Origin of the sequence: Luteimonas aestuarii, from assembly GCF_004357985.1 — a bacterium.
In the GTDB taxonomy this organism is placed as follows: domain Bacteria; phylum Pseudomonadota; class Gammaproteobacteria; order Xanthomonadales; family Xanthomonadaceae; genus Luteimonas; species Luteimonas aestuarii.
The window spans coordinates 57,571-74,466 of record NZ_SMTF01000008.1; the positions used below are offsets into that span (position 1 = coordinate 57,571).

Genomic DNA, 16,896 nt, shown 5'->3' on the forward strand with positions numbered 1-16,896 from the left:
GCGAGCGAATGGCTGAGCAGAAACCTGTCGAGGGCACCGGTCGCCTGATCTGGATCGATCTCGAGATGACAGGCCTCGACACGGACCGCGATTCGATCCTCGAGATCGCCACCGTCGTCACCGATTCCGAACTCAACGTCCTGGCGGAAGGGCCGGAGTTCGCGATCGCGCATCCGCTCGACGCCTTGGAGGCCATGGACGAGTGGAACCGGAACCAGCACGGCAAGTCGGGTCTATGGCGCCGGGTGCTGGAGGAGGGCGTGCCGATGGCGGAGGCCGAGGCGAAGACGCTGGCATTCCTGCGCGAATGGGTGGGTGCCAACCAGTCGCCGATGTGCGGCAATTCCATCTGCCAGGATCGCCGCTTCCTGCATCGACAGATGCCCACGCTGGAAAAATACTTCCATTACCGCAATCTCGACGTGAGCACCCTGAAGGAACTTGCGCGGCGCTGGGCCCCACAGGTGCTGGCCGGGGTGCGCAAGGCATCCGCGCATACGGCGCTCAGCGATGTGCGTGATTCCATCGACGAACTGCGCCACTACCGGCATCATCTCGCCGCGCTTGCATCGGGCTGACACGCCCGCGCATCGGGTCGTCAAGCGGTAGGAATGGGCTCGCTGGCGGGCTTCGGCGGGGGCGCGCTGACCTCATGGCGGTACACGTGCACGTCGCGCTGCGGGTAGGGGATGCCGATCCCGGCTTCGTCGAACGCAAGCTTGATGCGCTCGGTCAGCGCGCACTTGGTGGCGAAGAAGTCGGCGTTTGCGACATGGCAGCGGATGCCCAGGTCCACGCTGCTGTCGCCCAGCGCGTACACCAGCACGTCGGCGGCAGGGTCCGGCAGGATGCGCTCGTCGGCCACCATGATCTCCATGACGATCTCTCTCGCCTGCTTGATGCTGGCGTCATAGCTGATGCCGATGACCAGTTCCACGCGGCGCTTGGTGTCCGGCGTGAGGTTGATGATCGAATCGCGGGTGACCAGGCTGTTGGGCAGCACGATGGTCTGGTTGTCGGCGCCACGCAGCTGGGTCTGGAAGATGCTGATGTCCTCGACGCGCCCGGTGGTGCCGTGGACGGTGACGATGTCGCCGACGCGGAACGGTTTCAGCGAGACCAGCATCACGCCGGATGCGACGTTCGACAGCGAATCCTTCAAGGCCAGGCCGATCGCGAGGCCTGCCGCGCCCAGCACGGCGATCATCGAAGTCGGCGCTACGCCGAACACCACCTGCAGTACGGTCAATGCCAGGACGACCAGCAGCGCCACGTACACCACCTTGCGCAGGAAGCCGACTGCCGTCGGCTCCATGTGCCCGCGGGTCATCCCGCGTTCGGCCACGCCCGAGAGCCAGCGCGCGATCTTGATGCCGATCAGCAGCACCACCAGGGCAAAGACGATCCGCAGGCCCCAGTGCATCGCCAATGCAGTCCACGCGCCATCGCGCAACAGCTGCGCCATCGATTCCAAGTGCAGGCTCCGTTGTCCGGGACATCCGCAACGGGCGAACGCCCGTCCATGTCCGATGGCCGCAGCCTAGCGGCTGCGGCGTGATCGTGACGTGGGCGTCAGTGCCCCGACCTGGCCTTCGCCAGTTTCAGCCAGGTATCGACCACGGTATCGGGATTGAGCGACACGGACTCGATGCCTTCTTCCATCAGCCACTGCGCAAGATCCGGATGGTCGCTGGGCCCCTGGCCGCAAATGCCGACGTACTTGCCCTTGGCGCGCGCGGTCTGGATGGCCATCGACAGCAGCTTCTTCACCGCTGGATCGCGCTCGTCGAACAGGTGGGCGACGATGGACGAGTCGCGGTCCAGGCCCAGCGTCAGCTGCGTCAGGTCGTTCGAGCCGATCGAGAAGCCGTCGAAGATCTCCAGGAACTCCTCGGCCAGCAGCGCGTTCGACGGCACTTCGCACATCATGATGATCTTCAGCCCGTTCTCGCCCTGGCGCAGCCCGTTTTTCGCCAAGACCTCGACCACCTTCCGACCCTCGTCGAGGGTGCGGACGAACGGAATCATCACCCACAGGTTCTCGAGACCCATCTCGTTGCGCACGCGCAGCACGGCCTTGCATTCCAACGCGAACGCGTCAGCGAACGAAGCGTCGACGTAGCGGCTGGCGCCGCGGAAGCCGATCATGGGGTTCTCTTCGTGCGGCTCGAAGTTCGGGCCACCGATCAGGTTGGCGTATTCGTTCGACTTGAAGTCCGACAGCCGTACGATCACCGGGTTCGGTGCTACCGAGGCGGTGAGTGTGGCGATGCCTTCCTTCAGCCGCTCGATGTAGAACTCCACCGGGGAGGCGTAACCGACGATCTTGTCGTCGATCTGCTTGCGGGTAGCGGCATCCTGGCGGTCGTACTGCAGCAGTGCATTCGGATGCACGCCGATGTGCGCGGCGATGATCATCTCCAGTCGCGCCAGGCCGATGCCGGCGTTGGGCAACTGGCCGAAGTCGAACGCGCGTTCCGGGTTGGCGACGTTCATCATGATCTTCAGCGGCGCTTCCGGCATCGACGACAGGTCGGTGGTGATGCGCTCGAAGGGCAGGGTGCCGTCGTAGATGAAGCCGGTGTCGCCCTCGGCGCAGCTGACCGTCACCGGCTTGCCGTCCTCGATCTGGTCGAGTGCATTGCCGGTGCCGACCACCGCGGGCACGCCCAGCTCGCGCGCGATGATCGCGGCGTGGCAGGTGCGACCGCCGCGGTTGGTGACAATCGCCGCCGAGCGCTTCATCACCGGCTCCCAGTCGGGGTCGGTCATGTCGGCGACCAGTACGTCGCCGGGCTGCACACGGGCCATGTCGTCCAGCGAGCGCACCACGCGGGCCACGCCGCTGCCGATCTTCTGGCCGATGGCGCGACCCTCGGCCACCACCGTCCCGCGCTGCTCCAGCACGAAGCGTTCGATCTGGGTGGCCTTGGCGCGCGACTTCACCGTTTCAGGGCGCGCCTGCACGATGAACAGCTTGCCGCTCACGCCGTCCTTCGCCCATTCGATGTCCATCGGGCGGCCGTAGTGCTGTTCGATCACCAACGCCTGCTTCGAGAGTTCATGCACGTCTTCGTCGGTGATCGAGAAGGTGTTGCGCAGTTCAGCGGGCGTGTCTTCGGTGCGCACGCGTTCGCCGGGCTGGTCGGAATAGACCATCCGCAACTGCTTGGCGCCGATGGAACGGCGCAGGATCGCCGGTTTGCCCTGCCGCAGCGTGGGCTTGTAGACGTAGAACTCGTCCGGGTTCACCGCGCCCTGCACGACCATTTCGCCCAGGCCTAAACTCGACGTCACGAACACCACGTCGCGGAAGCCGGATTCGGTGTCCAGCGTGAACAGCACGCCCGAGGCGCCGACGTCCGAGCGCACCATCAGCTGCACGCCGGCCGACAGGAACACGTCCTCGTGCTTGAAGCCGTGGTGCACGCGATAGGCGATGGCGCGGTCGTTGTAGAGGCTGGCGAAGACCTCCTTGACCTTGTGCACCACATCGTCGGCACCGGTCACGTTGAGGAAGGTTTCCTGCTGTCCGGCGAAGCTGGCGTCGGGCAGGTCTTCCGCGGTGGCCGACGAGCGCACCGCCACCGCGACGTCGCCGCCGCCGTTCTCGCGGCACAGCGTTGCATACGCGCTGCGGACATCTGCGTCCAGTCCGGGCTGCAGCGGCGCATCGATCACCCAGCCCCGGATCTCGCCACCGGCCGCCGTCAGCGCAGGCACGTCTTCGACATCGAGCGTGGACAGGCGGTCGTAGATGCGCTGGTGCAGGTCGTTGTGGGCGATGAACGCCTTGAACGCGTCCGCCGTGGTGGCGAAGCCACCGGGGACCGAGACGCCCAGCCGGGCGAGGTTGCCGATCATCTCGCCAAGCGAGGAGTTCTTGCCGCCGACGCTGGCAAGGTCGGACAGGCGCAGGTCTTGCAGCCAGAGGATGTTGGCGGACGGGTCAGGGTTGCTCAAAACGGCGCTCCGGAGGGGTCGAACACGCGAAAAGTCGGGCAGTCGCCGACCTGAAACGTTATTTTAGCCCGGACCGGGGCCACGGCACCCTGGAACTACGAGAGATCCGACATGGAGCCACTGCGTTGAGCGCATCCCGTCCCGTGTTCTACGTGTCAGATGGCACCGGTATCACGGCCGAAACCATTGGTCACAGCCTGCTGACCCAGTTCTCGGGAACCGATTTCACCACCCACCGCATTGCGTTCGTCGATTCCACCGAGCGTGCAGGCGAGGCGGCCGAGCGGATCCGGGCGGCGGGGGAGGCACATGGCGTGCGCCCGATCGTGGTCAATTCCTGCGTCGACCCGGAGCTGAGCCGGCTGATCGCAGGAAGCGGGGCGCTGATGCTCGATGTGTTCGAGCCATTCATCGCGCCGCTGGAACAGGAGCTCGGCCAGTCGCGACTGGCGCGCGTGGGGCAGGCCCACGGCATGGTCGATTTCGACAGCTACCACCGCCGCATCGATGCCATCAATTTCGCGTTGACCCACGATGACGGCATGTCGATCAACTACGACGACGCGGACCTGATCCTGGTGGCGGTATCGCGCGCCGGCAAGACGCCGACCTGCGTGTACCTCGCGCTCCACCACGGCGTGAGTGCGGCAAACTATCCGTTGACCGAGGAAGACCTCGAGCACGACCGTCTGCCGCCCCGTCTGCGCGCGCACCGCGGCAAGCTGTTCGGACTGACCATCGACCCGGTGCGCTTGCAGCAGATCCGCCAGGAGCGCCGGCCCAACTCAGGCTACGCGAAGCTGGAAACCTGCAAGCGCGAGGTGGCGGCTGCGGAAGCCATGTTCCGCGCCGAGCGCATCCCGGTGCTAAGTACCACGCATACCTCGATCGAGGAAATCGCAAGCAAGGTGATGAGCACCCTGGGCATCCAGCGCGGCATGTTCTGAGCCGGCGTACCCGCTGCATGAACGCAGCGTGCAGAACACCCACGTTATGCGCCGGGTGCGCGGTCGTCAATGCTGCCCGCACGCAGCGGCAGCGTGTAGGATCGAGCCATGCAACCGGTGCTTTCCCGACACGTCCGCATTCCTGGCCTGACCCGCTTCGGTTGGCTGATGGGGCTGTACGCGGAGAACTTCCGGCACATCACGCGCCTGTTCGAACCCGCCGACCTGGCCGCGGGCACGTACGTGTCGCGGATCGGCGACGGGGTCGACGTGCGGCTCGACGTGATCGAACAGCATCCGTACACCACCGAACTGCGGCTGAGCTACGCCATGCTCGATCCGGTGACCGGCGAACCCGATCCCTCCGCGCACCTGCGCCTGTATCGCGACGCCCGCCAGGCGGAAGCCACCCACTGCTACGTCGGGCGTCGCTGGCAGGATGTCATCGGCATGTACCCGCCGCCCGCGGAAGTGGTGGACCACCGGCTGCGCATGAATACCTTCCTCGGCAAGTGGTTGCAGTACCTTGCCGAGCGCGGCCACGGCGTGGCCACCCTGCATCCGGCGGCGGGGCAGGACATGCTGCCGGATGCGTTGCTGGAAGACTGAAGACCTGGCGCGTCGATCAGCGCTCCGGTACCGTCCACAGGTAGATCATGCGGTTGTCGACCTGGCGGGTCTGCTCCGGCTCCCACTCATCGGCCATGTCGAAGGAGTGGCTGACGATGCGCGTGCCGGGCTTGAGTTCCGCCAGGAGCTTGGGACGCAGCCTCACGTTGAGGCTCTGCAGCAGGTACAGCGTCACCACGCTGGCCTCGCTGATGTCGGACTGGAACAGATCGGCTTCGTGGAAGGTCACCAGGTCGGTCACGCCCGCGGTCTGGGCGTTCTCGTTGGCCTCGCGGATGCGCACCGGGTCGATGTCGATGCCGACGGCGCGGATGCCGTGCTGGCGGGCGGCCGCGATCGGGATGCGACCATCGCCGGAACCCAGGTCATAGAGCACATCGTCGGGGCCAACCTGCGCCAACTCCAGCATCGCGGCCACCACGTTGTCCGGCGTGGGCACGTAGATGACGTCGGGCGTGCGTGCACCGAAGGGCGAATCCGACTCCGGATGGAGGCGATCGGCCACTTCGTCGATCGGCGACACCTCGGTATCGGGCAGGGCGGCCGCGGTGTCGATGGGCGCGGCATCGGCCTGGCGGTCGGCACAGGCGGCAAGCATCGGCAGGCACAGCAGCAAGCCGGCGAACAGACGGGATGGACTCATGGCGTGGGCTCCTTGTGTGGATGGGGTTGCGGGGCAATGAACAGCAGCAGCACGCCGCCCGCGGCCAACACGCCTACCCCGACCAGCGCACCGATGCCGGTGTAGGCGAGGCTGGAATACAGCAGATAGGCGCACGTGGCGCAGAACAGCAGCGGCAGGAAGGGATACAGCGGCACCCGGAAGGGCCGGGGCAGGGCGGGGTCGCGCCGGCGCAGCACGATCAGCGAGGCACCCACCAGCAGGAAGAACAGCCAGAACACAGGCGCGGTATATTCCACCGCCATCCGGAAGCCGTCCAGCGCGGAGGCCGCCACCGCGACCAGCAGCAGCGACAGCACGCCCTGGACCAGCATGGCGGTGCGCGGCGAGCCATGCGTCTCGTCCCAGCGTCCGATCAGGCCGATGTGCCTGAAATCACGGCCGACGGCATAGACACTTCGTGCGCCGGTGATCATGGTGGCGTTGGCCGAGGTGAGGGCAGCCACCACCACGATCACACTCATGAGGGCTGCGCCCCGCTCACCGAAGACCGCGCGCATCATGTCGGCCGCCACCGCGTCCGACGCCGCCATGCCGTCCATGCCCAGCACCCGGAGGTAGGCGAGGTTGGCCAGCACGTACAACGCCGCGATGATGATCAGGCTCAAGGTGAGGATGCGCGGCATCCAGCGCTTGGCGTCGCGGACTTCCGCGGTCATGTACACGGCCTCGTTCCAGCCGCCGTAGGTCAGTAGCACGAACACCAGCACCAGTCCCAGCGCGCCACCCTCGCCAGTGCCCACCGACGCCAGCGGCACCGCATCCGGCGCGAACAGCAGGCCGGCGGCAATCACCAGCCCCAATCCAAGCAATTCGAGTGCGGTCAGTACGTTCTGGACCGTCGTGCCCTGGCGGATGCCCAGCCAGTTGCAGGCGGTCAGCAACAGCACGGTCAGCGCGGCGTAGATGGTCGACGACCACGCGCCAAGGTCGAGGATCTGCTGCATGTAATCGCCCACCACGTAGGCCAGCAACACGATCGAACCGGTCTGGATAACGGTCAGTCGCGCCCAGGCATACAGGAAGGCAGGGCGGGCGCCGTACGCGCGCCTGAGGTAAGCGTAATCACCGCCGGCCTGCGGGTAGGTCGTGGCGAGTTCGGCGTAACAGAGCGCGCCGACGATCGAAAGCGCACCGCCGACCACCCAGGCCAACAGCATGATCACGTCGCTTGCGGCTGCACCGGCCACCAACGAAGGGGTACGGAAGATACCCGCGCCGATCACGATGCCTATCGTGATCGCAAATGCCTCGCGCGCGCCGAGCGTGGGCTTGGGAAGGGAGGAACGAAGGGGCGGGGGAGTCTTGGCTATCGAATCCATGCAGGGCACCGCGCGAGGCGCGCGGCGCATCGCATCCGGCCCGATTGGACCAGCCGGTGCATTCGCATTGCGTGAATACGCGTGCCTGCCGGTTTGCCTTGTCTCGCAGTTGCGACCACGGGCGGCGTGTTCAAGCGCCCAGGGCTGCCTGCTTCAACCGCATTTGCCGATCAGGATGTCCTCGCCGTTGGCCATGCGTACCAGCACGCCGGTCGGCAAGCCCATCGACTCGTGGCAGTCGCGCGCGATATTGGCGGCCCGCTGCATCGCCGTCAGTTTGTCCAGGTTGCAGACGACGCTGTGCTGGTCGATGCGGACCTGCCATCCGTTGTCGCCCGGTACCACGGTCACCAATGCGCGTTCCACGGCTTCCCCTCGCGTGCATGCCGGCGGACCGCCGGCGACTCGACGTGCTGTGATGCGAGGATGCGGGGTTGCAGTTCCGGAAACAGTCGGTGGATCTGGCGTTGTCGGGTCAGGGAATCCCTACCCATGCCCGCGCAGGTGCGTGCCAATGCGGCCCGTGACGGGAATCTTCGGTCGGACTGCCGTGCGGAAGCACCAGCGTTTGTCTGCATCCATCGTGCATCTCCAGCGAGCCCGATGGGGCCCGACTCGAGATGGGGGCTGCAATGCGACAACGCCCGCTTGCGCGGGCGTTGTCTGGTGTAGTGGCGTCCCCACGGGGATTCGAACCCCGGTCGCTACCGTGAAAGGGTAATGTCCTAGGCCTCTAGACGATGGGGACGCAGTAGAACCTGGTTTTCCGCTTCCGCAGGCCCGTTGCGGAAACTTTGGTGGAGCCAGGCGGGATCGAACCGCCGACCTCCTGCATGCCATGCAGGCGCTCTCCCAGCTGAGCTATGGCCCCACGTGAACTTGAAGGCGCGAAAGTTTATCGGCCCGCCCGGCTTCGTGCAAGCATCTTGATGCGGAATCCGCTCGTTGGATTCAGGACGGCGGCACCATGTCCCGGCGGCGGCATTCCATCGACACGACGCCGGTCCCGGTCGGCGGGTCCTTGATGCACGTCGATGTGCGCATCAAAATCACCGGCGTCGCTGCCCGTTGGACTGGCTCCAGCCCTGGAGGACAGGTACAAGGCGCATCGCTTCTTCCACGTTGGTGCTGCAGTGCCTTTCGGGGATGGCGCAGGCGCAGCAGGTCTACAAATGCGCGGGCAAGGACGGCGCGTCGTCTTCGCAGAGCCATCCGTGCGAAGGTTCGGCAAGCAAGACATGGGACGCCAGCGAGCGGTATGTCTGGCCAGCCGACCAGGCTCGCATCGACCGGCAACGCAACGGGGACATCATGGCGTGGCAGCAGCGCAGCCGCCGCACGCAACCGCCGATTGATGCTGGCCCCGCAGGTCCCGCCGAGTCCCGGCAACGCCGAGCGCGTTGCGATGGTGCGCGACGCGAGCGCGATGCGTACTTCGAGCGCCGGGGCCTGCGCCGCACACACGACGAACTGCGGCGTTGGGATGACCATGTCCAAGACAGGTGCAAATGACGGGAAGGTCGGGCCTGTGCGGGTTTGCATACTGTCGGGGTTCAGCCGAGATACGTGTAAAAATGCCCCATAGAATCTATTTTCCCTCGTAGATTCATTTGGTTGCCGGTTTTTTTTGGGTGCCCGATCCGTCAGCGCGATCGGGTCGCAGTTGCGTCATCAACTGCTCCAGCGTGGTCAAACGCACGCCGGCCCGCAACGCCTCGACCTCTGCCTGTTCGCGACGCTCCCGCTCCTTCGCCAGATCGGCGCGAGCGCTGTCCAGTTCGGCACGGACAGTCTCCAGTAGTTGGGCGTCCTGCGCCCAGCGCGCCTGCAAGGCCTGGTGCTCAGTCGCCGTAAGCCGCAGCGCATCCAGTTCCTGAAGTTGCGCGTCTGCGGCTTGCAGCGCTTGCGCCAGGTCACGCTCCAGGCGGGTGTGGCGCTCCAGCCACTGACTGTTATCGCGGTTGAGCTGCAACAGTTCGTGGTTCTTGACCATCAGCACCTCGTTGGCTTGGCGCAGGGCCACCTGCAGCTCCTGCACCTGGTGCTCGTGGCGGCGCTGCTCCTGCTCGCGCTGCTCTTTCATCGAGGTCCGGTAATGCTCCAGCGCCTCACGGGCGTGGGCATGCTTCTCTTCCAGCGATTTCGCATGGGCCTCGTGCTCGGCCACACGGGCGATCAGGCCGGCGATGCGTTCGCTGAGCTGCGCGACCTCCGTCACCTGTTCGGCCAAGGCCTGCTGGGTAGCGGCGTGCGTTGTCTTTTCCTCGTGCAAGGCGGTTTCAACGCGCTGGAGCTGGGCGCTCAGCGCTTCCGCTTCCTGCTGGGCACGCTCCAACGACTGGCTACGCTCATGCAGTTGCGCCTCGAAGCGCTGACGAGCCTCGGTGACGACCGCCTCGGCCTCCTCGTACAGGCGCCCGGAGAGCCGGCCGACCAGATCCTGCAATGCATCGCTGACTGCGACTTTGGCGCCAAGGCCTTGCCCTTCCTCTTCCTCCAACTCTTTCAGATAGCGGTGGATCGTGGTCTTGGAGCCGGTGTTGCCCAGCGCCACTCGCACGGCGTCCACCGACGGGTGCTTGCCCTGCGCCCGCAGCGTATCGCGGGCCTTCTGGATGTCGCTCTTGTACAGGCCGCCGCGTGCCATCGCGCCCTCCGACTATTTCGTAATGTATTACATACCACGTAATTACATACTAATCAAAATACGGAACGAGCGGTAATTTGACCGTGCTTTTAAGCGGGATAATAGTGGTTTATCCCGTGTCAGCTGCCTGAGACCTGCACCAAGGGGTGTCATTCAGTACGAAACTGGAATGTGCCGCCACGTGCTAGCGCACGGTAAGCGCTGCATTTCCGGTTGTCAGAATCATGGCCGGCAGCGTGCTGACGAGAAGCAAAAGCGGTCAAGGGCGCGCAGGCTCTCTTCATGAGCCCTGCCGCGTCTAGCCAACGTGGCTTCGGTACGCCAACAGACGTAGCGCATTGAACACCACGAGCAAGGTGGATCCTTCGTGGATAGCGACTGCTGGTCCGATCCCCAAGCCCAGGATCGTTGCCGGCACGAGGAATGCGACAATGCCCAGGCTGACGAACACGTTCTGACGGATCACCTTGCGCGTGTGACGGCTCAAGTCCACCGCAAATGGCAGGTGGCGGAGGTCGTCGGCCATCAGCGCGACATCCGCGGTCTCCAGTGCGACATCCGAACCAGCGGCGCCCATCGCGATGCCGACCGTGGCGCTGGCCATCGCCGGCGCGTCGTTGACGCCGTCACCCACCATCGCGACCTTGTCCTGCGCGCGCAGCTTGCGTATGGCCTCAACCTTGTCCTCGGGCATCAGGTCGCCCCAGGCTTCATCAAGGCCGACTTCCGAGGCGATCGCCTCGGCGACCCGTTGGTGGTCGCCGGAGATCATGATCATGCGGGTGATGCCGAGTTCACGCAGTGCCTTCAGCGCTTCAGGCGCACCCGCCCGCGCGGTATCGAGCAGGCCGATGGCCCCGAGATCGCGCGACCCCTGCCTGACGACCATCGAGGTGCGCCCTGCAGCGCGAAGTTGTGCGATGGCGGCAGCCGCCGATTCCCCCAGCGGAGCGACGCCTTCGGTGCCGAACATCTCGGCCTTGCCAATCCACACCGTCTCACTGTCGAAGGTGGCGGTGACGCCCCGTCCGACCAGGTTTTCGAGGTCGCTGGCAGAGGGGATCTCACGTCCGCCGAGTCGCTCGCGGCCATCCCGGGCGATCGCTGCGGCCAGCGGATGGTCGCTGAGCGATTCGACTGCGGTTGCAACGGTGAGCAGTTCCTCTTCCGTTACTCCGTCAACGGGGATGACATCGGTGATGCGCGGACGCCCTTCGGTCAGGGTGCCCGTCTTGTCGAAGGCCATCGCGCTGAGCGAACCGAGTTCTTCCAAAGGCGCGCCGCCCTTGATCAGCACACCACCGCGGGCCGCGCGGGCAATGCCTGACAGCACCGCGCTGGGCGTCGCAATGGCCAGCGCGCAGGGACTGGCGGCCACCAGCACCGCCATCGCGCGGTAGAAGCTGTCGCGAAAGGGTTCGTCGACGACTACCCACGCGAACAGCAGCAGGAAGGCCAAGACCAGCACCGCAGGTACGAAGATGCGCTCGAACCGGTCGGTGAAGCGCTGGGTCGGCGACTTACGTGTCTCGGCCTCGCTGACCATCTGGACCACGCGCGCCAAGGCCGAATCGGTGGACTTGCGCGTGACCTCCACCTCGATGGCGCCGCTGCCGTTGATCGTCCCCGCGAACACCCGCGAGGCCGCATCCACGCTATCCGGTCGGGTGCGCGCGGTCGCGGGATCATCCACGGGCCGCTTGTCGACCGGGATGCTCTCGCCGGTCACCGGCGCCTGATTCACGCTGGAGGTGCCGAGTACGAGAAAGCCGTCGGCGGGCAGGCGTTCGTTCGGCTTGACCAGAGCCACATCGCCAACCAGCAGTTCTTCGACCGCGATCTCCTGGATCCGGCCGTCGCGTCGTACGGTCGCGGTGGGCGGGGCGAGTTCGGCCAGGGCCTCGATGGCGCGCTTCGCCCGGCCCATCGCGTAATGCTCCAGGGCGTGTCCGAGACTGAACAGAAACAACAGCAACGCGCCCTCGGCCCACGAGCCGAGCGCGGCCGCACCTGCCGCCGCCACCAACATCAACGTGTCGATCTCGAAACGCTTCAGGCGCAGGTTGTCGAACGCCTCGCGCAGCGTGTAGAAGCCGCCAAAAAAGTACGCCGCGACATAACAGGCCAACGACAGCCAGGCGGGCGCGCCAGCAACAACCTCGTCCACCAGGAAGCCGGCGAGCAGCAAGGTGCCGCAGGTCAGCGCAAAGATCAGCTCGGTGTTCGGGCCCAGTAGCCCCCCATGTGCGTGCGCCCCGCCACCCGTGCCGTGGACATGGTCACCGCCCTCGCGGTGCGCGTGGCGCACGTCATCTCCTCCATGTGCAGGTTGATCCTCACCCGGGGTCCTGACCGGAACGACCTGCATGCCGGCCAACACCTTCAGGATGCGCGCTTCGGACACCTCTCGGCGGTCGAACTCGACATGGACGATGCCCGCCGCACTGGCCTCGGCTTCCAGCACACCCTCGAGCGACCTGAGTTGCTCGCCGACGGTGCGCGCACGACGCTGGTGGCCAATGCCCTTCACTTCCCACAGGGCATGACCGTAGCGTTCGCTGATCGCCGCGCCGGCACGCTCGACCACCTCGCGGATGCGGGCGAGTGGCACGACGTCCGGGTCATGGTGGACGCACAACTGCGTCGGCGTGCCGTCCGATCCCGGGCGCAAGTGCACCTGCACAATGCCATCGCGGCTTTCCAAATCGTGGATCAGCCGCCTGACGCAGGCGTCGGACTCGTCCGGCACCTGCGGTAGCAGGATCTGCAGGTCGATGCGGAGCTTCCCGGTCATCATCGTTCTCCCTCGATTCCAGGGCTGGTGTCTTGCCTGCGCAAGCGTTTTGTGCATACACCCGTCGGCAGGCAACGACGGCGCAGCCGAACTCTATCCATCGGATCGCTTGTCTTCGTGGACGCTTTGCAGGATCTCGATGCCGCCTTTGAACGCGACACCAGCAATCAATGCACCCGCCACCAGATCCGGCCAGGACGAACCGAGCCAGAGCACCAGAACACCCGCCACGACTACGCCGCCATTCGAAATGAAGTCGTTGAAGCTGAAGGTTTCGGCCGCCTTCATGTTCACGTCGTCGGAACGGAGGCGGCGCAGCAGCACCAGGCACCACAGATTGATGGCTCCGGCGACGAGCGCCAGTCCGATCATGACGGGGCCGAGCGGCTCGGCCCCATACATCCATCGCCGGACCACGTCCGCCAGCACCATACCCGCGAAGATCAACAGAAGGACCCCCGACACGTTCGCCGCTCCCCGCTTCCAGGCGGGTCGGCGCTCGAGGGCAAGGTAGCTCAGCAGATAGACGGCTGCGTCCGAACCGTTGTCGAGGGCATTGGCGAGCAGCGCGCTGGAATCGGCCACCCAGCCCGCCACTCCCAGTCCTGCGAACAGCGCGAGGTTCCACAGCAAGACCTGCCGTAGAACACTCCTTTGCCGGGCCAGATTCGGGGTCATGTCGCGTGCCGCTTCGGACGATGCGCGATGGCCCGCGCCGCGAAGGTGGGCAGCACCAGCAGCGTCAGCACGGTCGCCGTGATCAGCCCGCCGATGACGACGGTGGCCAGCGGCTTCTGCACTTCGGCGCCGGCACCGACCGCGATCGCCATTGGAATGAAGCCGACGATGGCCACCAGCGCCGTCGTGAGCACGGCGCGCAGACGGTTGGCGGCGCCGGTGGTCGCCGCTTCCAGTGGCGCATCTCCAGCCTCGAGCCGTTCGTGGATGGCCTGCATCAGAACCAGGCCGTTGAGCGTGGCAACACCGGAGACGGCGATGAAGCCCACCGCCGCCGTCACCGAAAACGGCATGCCGCGCACCAGCAGTGCCAGGACGCCGCCGACCAGCGCCAGCGGCACGCAGAGGAACACCAGCGCTGCCTCGCGGATCGACCCGAGTGCCATGTAGAGCAGGCTGCCGATCATCAGGAACACAATGGGGATCACCAGAGCCAGACGTGCTTCGGCACGCTGCAGGTTCTCGAACTGGCCACCCCAGTCCAGGTAGACGCCACTGGGCAAGGAAACGCCCGCAACGGCAGCCTGTGCTTCCTCGACGAAGCCGCCCAGATCCCGACCCCGCACGTTGGCCTGGACCACGATGCGGCGGCTGCCGTTGTTGCGACTGATCTGGTTGGGACCTTCGCTGACATCGATGCGCGCGACCGAGGACAGCGGAACCACGGTGCCGTCGGGCGCGACCACCGGCAAGGCGGCGAGCTGCGCCGGATCGTTGCGTGCGTCCTCTTCGAACCGCACCACCACATCGAAGCGGCGATCGCCCTCGAAGATCTGACCGGCCGTGGTACCACCAACGCCAGTCGCCAGCGCCTCGCTGATGTCCGCCGCGCTCAGGCCGTACTGCGCCGCGGCCGCATGATCGACCCGCACGGTCAACGTAGGCAAGCCAGAAACCTGCTCCACGCGAACGTCGGCTGCGCCGTCGATGCCGCGCAGTTGGACCGAGATGCGTTCCGCGACAGGCTGCAGCACGTCGAAGTCGTCGCCGTACACCATCACGGCAAGGTCGGTACGCACGCCGGAAATCAGCTCGTTGAAGCGTAGTTCGATGGGTTGGCTGAACTCGAATGCATTGCCGATCTGTTTGTCGACAATGGACTCAAGTCGGCCGAGCAGCGCCTCTTTGTCGAGCGACCTGTCCGGCCACTCGGCTTTTGGTTTGAGGACGATCACGCTATCGGAGATGTTGACCGGCATCGGATCGATTGCGGCCTCGGCCGTGCCTGTCCGCGTGAAAATCGTCTCGACCTCCGGCTCGCTGGTGATGGCTTTCTCCAGCGCAAGTTGCATCGCCAGCGACTGCTCCAGCGAAGCAGAAGGCACCCGCAAGGCCTGCATCGCCAGGTTGCCCTCGTCAAGGGTCGGCATGAATTCGCGGCCCAGCGAGACGAATGCGGTGAAGCCAATGACAAGCATGGCGACGGCGCCGATCAGCACGCGGCGCGGCCGCATCACCGCAGCGCGGATGACCGGTTCGGCCTTGCCACGCACGAAACGGATGATTCGGGTCTCGTGTTCGCCGTCGTGCTCGCCTTCGTCACGCGGCGCTGCTTGCGCGGGCCGGGGCTTGGGATCACGCACGAACAGCGCGGCCATCGCCGGCACGAAGGTGAAAGAGAGAATGAACGCGCCGACCAGGGCGAGCATGAAGGTCGCGGCCATCGGCTGGAACGTCTTGCCCTCCACGCCCTCCAGCGTGAGGATCGGCGCGAACACCAGCAGGATGATGAGCTGACCAAACGCCGCCGGTCGCACCATCTTGCGTGCTGCCCGGATCGCCACGCCCACTCGCTCGCCTGCGGACAGTGCGCGTCCCAGTTCGGCCCGTTTCTGGCCGAGCATGAGCAGGGTGGCCTCGATCACGATCACCGCACCGTCGACGAGGATGCCGAAGTCGAGTGCGCCCAGGCTCATCAGATTGCCGCTGATCCCGAAGCGGTTCATGCCGATCACCGCGAACAGGAACGACAGCGGGATCACCAGTGCGGTGATCGCCGCCGCCCGTATGTTGCCCAGCAGCAGAAACAGCACCACGATGACGAGCAGTGCCCCTTCGGTCAGGTTCTTGGCTACCGTCCTGACCGTGGAATTGACCAGCACGCTCCGGTCGAGCACCGGCTCGGCGACGATGCCCGGGGGCAGTGAGCGGTTGACTTCGGTCAGGCGCTCCGCGGCCGCGAGTGCCACCGTGCGGCTGTTGCCGCCGGCGATCATCAACGCCGTCCCGAGCACCGCTTCGTGGCCGTCCCGCGTCGCGGCACCCAGCCGTGGCGCCTGTCCGATGCCGACGCTGGCCACGTCCGCGACGCGGATCACAAGGCCGTCGCGGTTGGCGACCGGCGCCTGTGCCAGATCGTCGACGGTCTGCGCCAGCGCATCTGCGCGAACGATCAGGCCCTCGCCAGCGCGCTGGACGATGCCCGCACCGGCCTGGACGTTGGCGCGTTCCAGCGCCTGCACCAGCTCGCCCAGGCCGATACCGTAGGCCGCCAGCCGCTCGGCATTCGGGCGGACGGCGTATTCCTTGACGTAGCCGCCGATCGTATCGACACCGGCAAGGCCGGCGGTGGAGCGCATCTGCGGTGCGATGATCCAGTCCTGCACCGTTCGCAGGTAGGTTGCGCGCTCCTGTGCCGTCGCAAGCCGGTTGCCTTCCGGAGTCAGGTAGACCTCTTCGGCCTGCCAGCCGGGCTCGTTCGGCTTACTGACGTTCGCCGGGTCGAACGGCACGTAGTCCACCGTCCACATCAACACCTCGCCGAGGCCCGTGGTGACCGGCGACATCATCGGCGTCACGCCCTCGGGAAGATCCTCCTGCACCTCGCGCATGCGCTCGGCCACCTGCTGGCGCGCGAAGTAGATGTCGGTCTGGTCGGTAAAGATCGCCGTAACCTGCGAGAACCCGTTGCGCGAGAGCGAGCGCGTACTGGTCAGTCCGGGGATGCCCGCCAGCGCGGTTTCAAGCGGATAGGTGATCTGGCGCTCGATCTGGCCCGGGGCGAGCGCGGGCGCAATGGTGTTGATCTGCACCTGCCGGTTGGTGATGTCCGGCACCGCATCGACGGGCAGCCTGCCGAGCTGGAACAAGCCGTAGACAGCGATGACCGCCGCGGCGAAGACCACGGCCCATCGGAAACGGACCGCTGTTTCGATAATGATCTTGAACATGTC

The 16,896-nt window shown here is 65.9% G+C and carries 13 protein-coding genes and 2 tRNA genes; 4 read left to right on the plus strand and 11 right to left on the minus strand.

Annotated features, from left to right (window positions below; translation table 11 throughout):
- Positions 1–8 precede the first annotated feature (8 nt).
- The gene (orn, locus tag E2F46_RS10565) at positions 9–578 is read left to right on the plus strand and encodes an oligoribonuclease (protein ID WP_133322053.1); all 570 of its coding nucleotides are present in this window, start codon (positions 9–11) and stop codon (positions 576–578) included.
- Between the two features lie 20 nt (positions 579–598).
- Here the strand turns inward: orn and E2F46_RS10570 are convergent, their stop codons facing one another.
- Together E2F46_RS10570 and ppsA are read right to left on the minus strand one after the other, a co-directional pair.
- Complete coding sequence (locus E2F46_RS10570) at positions 599–1,465, minus strand: mechanosensitive ion channel family protein (protein WP_243720396.1); 867 nt, start codon at positions 1,463–1,465, stop codon at positions 599–601.
- A 107-nt stretch (positions 1,466–1,572) separates the two neighbouring features.
- Entirely contained in the window at positions 1,573–3,963 is a 2,391-nt protein-coding gene (ppsA, locus tag E2F46_RS10575) for a phosphoenolpyruvate synthase (RefSeq protein WP_133322055.1), read from the minus strand.
- Positions 3,964–4,088: 125 nt separating this feature from the next.
- On the opposite strand from ppsA, the gene ppsR reads away from it, so the two are divergent.
- Positions 4,089–4,910 carry a posphoenolpyruvate synthetase regulatory kinase/phosphorylase PpsR gene (gene ppsR / locus E2F46_RS10580; RefSeq protein ID WP_133322056.1) on the plus strand — a complete coding sequence of 274 codons (822 nt, stop codon included), beginning with the start codon at positions 4,089–4,091 and terminating at the stop codon, positions 4,908–4,910.
- Positions 4,911–5,018: 108 nt separating this feature from the next.
- Positions 5,019–5,519, plus strand: coding sequence for a DUF1249 domain-containing protein (locus tag E2F46_RS10585; protein WP_133322057.1), 501 nt, complete (start codon positions 5,019–5,021; stop codon positions 5,517–5,519).
- A 16-nt stretch (positions 5,520–5,535) separates the two neighbouring features.
- On the opposite strand, the gene E2F46_RS10590 is transcribed toward E2F46_RS10585, so the two are convergent.
- From E2F46_RS10590 to E2F46_RS10610, 5 genes are all read right to left on the minus strand, one after another.
- Positions 5,536–6,183 (minus strand): SAM-dependent methyltransferase, encoded by a 648-nt coding sequence (locus E2F46_RS10590; RefSeq protein ID WP_133322058.1) that lies wholly within the window; start codon positions 6,181–6,183, stop codon positions 5,536–5,538.
- On the minus strand, positions 6,180–7,544 hold the full coding sequence (locus tag E2F46_RS10595) for an APC family permease (RefSeq protein ID WP_133322059.1): 1,365 nt from the start codon (positions 7,542–7,544) through the stop codon (positions 6,180–6,182). The genes E2F46_RS10590 and E2F46_RS10595 overlap by 4 nt, the downstream gene beginning before the upstream one ends.
- A gap of 153 nt (positions 7,545–7,697) precedes the next feature.
- The gene (locus tag E2F46_RS10600; protein WP_133322060.1) at positions 7,698–7,910 is read right to left on the minus strand and encodes a hypothetical protein; all 213 of its coding nucleotides are present in this window, start codon (positions 7,908–7,910) and stop codon (positions 7,698–7,700) included.
- A gap of 306 nt (positions 7,911–8,216) precedes the next feature.
- Positions 8,217–8,292, minus strand: a tRNA-Glu gene (locus tag E2F46_RS10605).
- 47 nt (positions 8,293–8,339) lie between these two features.
- A tRNA-Ala gene (locus tag E2F46_RS10610) sits at positions 8,340–8,415 on the minus strand.
- A 275-nt stretch (positions 8,416–8,690) separates the two neighbouring features.
- Here E2F46_RS10610 and E2F46_RS10615 point away from each other — a divergent pair.
- Positions 8,691–9,056, plus strand: coding sequence for a hypothetical protein (locus E2F46_RS10615; RefSeq protein WP_133322061.1), 366 nt, complete (start codon positions 8,691–8,693; stop codon positions 9,054–9,056).
- Positions 9,057–9,150: 94 nt separating this feature from the next.
- On the opposite strand, the gene E2F46_RS10620 is transcribed toward E2F46_RS10615, so the two are convergent.
- From E2F46_RS10620 to E2F46_RS10635, 4 genes are all read right to left on the minus strand, one after another.
- Entirely contained in the window at positions 9,151–10,191 is a 1,041-nt protein-coding gene (locus tag E2F46_RS10620) for a DNA-binding protein (protein WP_133322062.1), read from the minus strand.
- Positions 10,192–10,489: 298 nt separating this feature from the next.
- Positions 10,490–13,060 (minus strand): heavy metal translocating P-type ATPase, encoded by a 2,571-nt coding sequence (locus E2F46_RS10625; protein WP_243720391.1) that lies wholly within the window; start codon positions 13,058–13,060, stop codon positions 10,490–10,492.
- 18 nt (positions 13,061–13,078) lie between these two features.
- On the minus strand, positions 13,079–13,663 hold the full coding sequence (locus E2F46_RS10630; RefSeq protein ID WP_096009485.1) for a cation efflux transmembrane domain-containing protein: 585 nt from the start codon (positions 13,661–13,663) through the stop codon (positions 13,079–13,081).
- Positions 13,660–16,893, minus strand: a complete 3,234-nt coding sequence (locus tag E2F46_RS10635) for an efflux RND transporter permease subunit (RefSeq protein WP_133322063.1) — start codon at positions 16,891–16,893, stop codon at positions 13,660–13,662. Before E2F46_RS10635 ends, E2F46_RS10630 begins: the two co-directional genes overlap by 4 nt.
- Positions 16,894–16,896 lie beyond the last annotated feature (3 nt).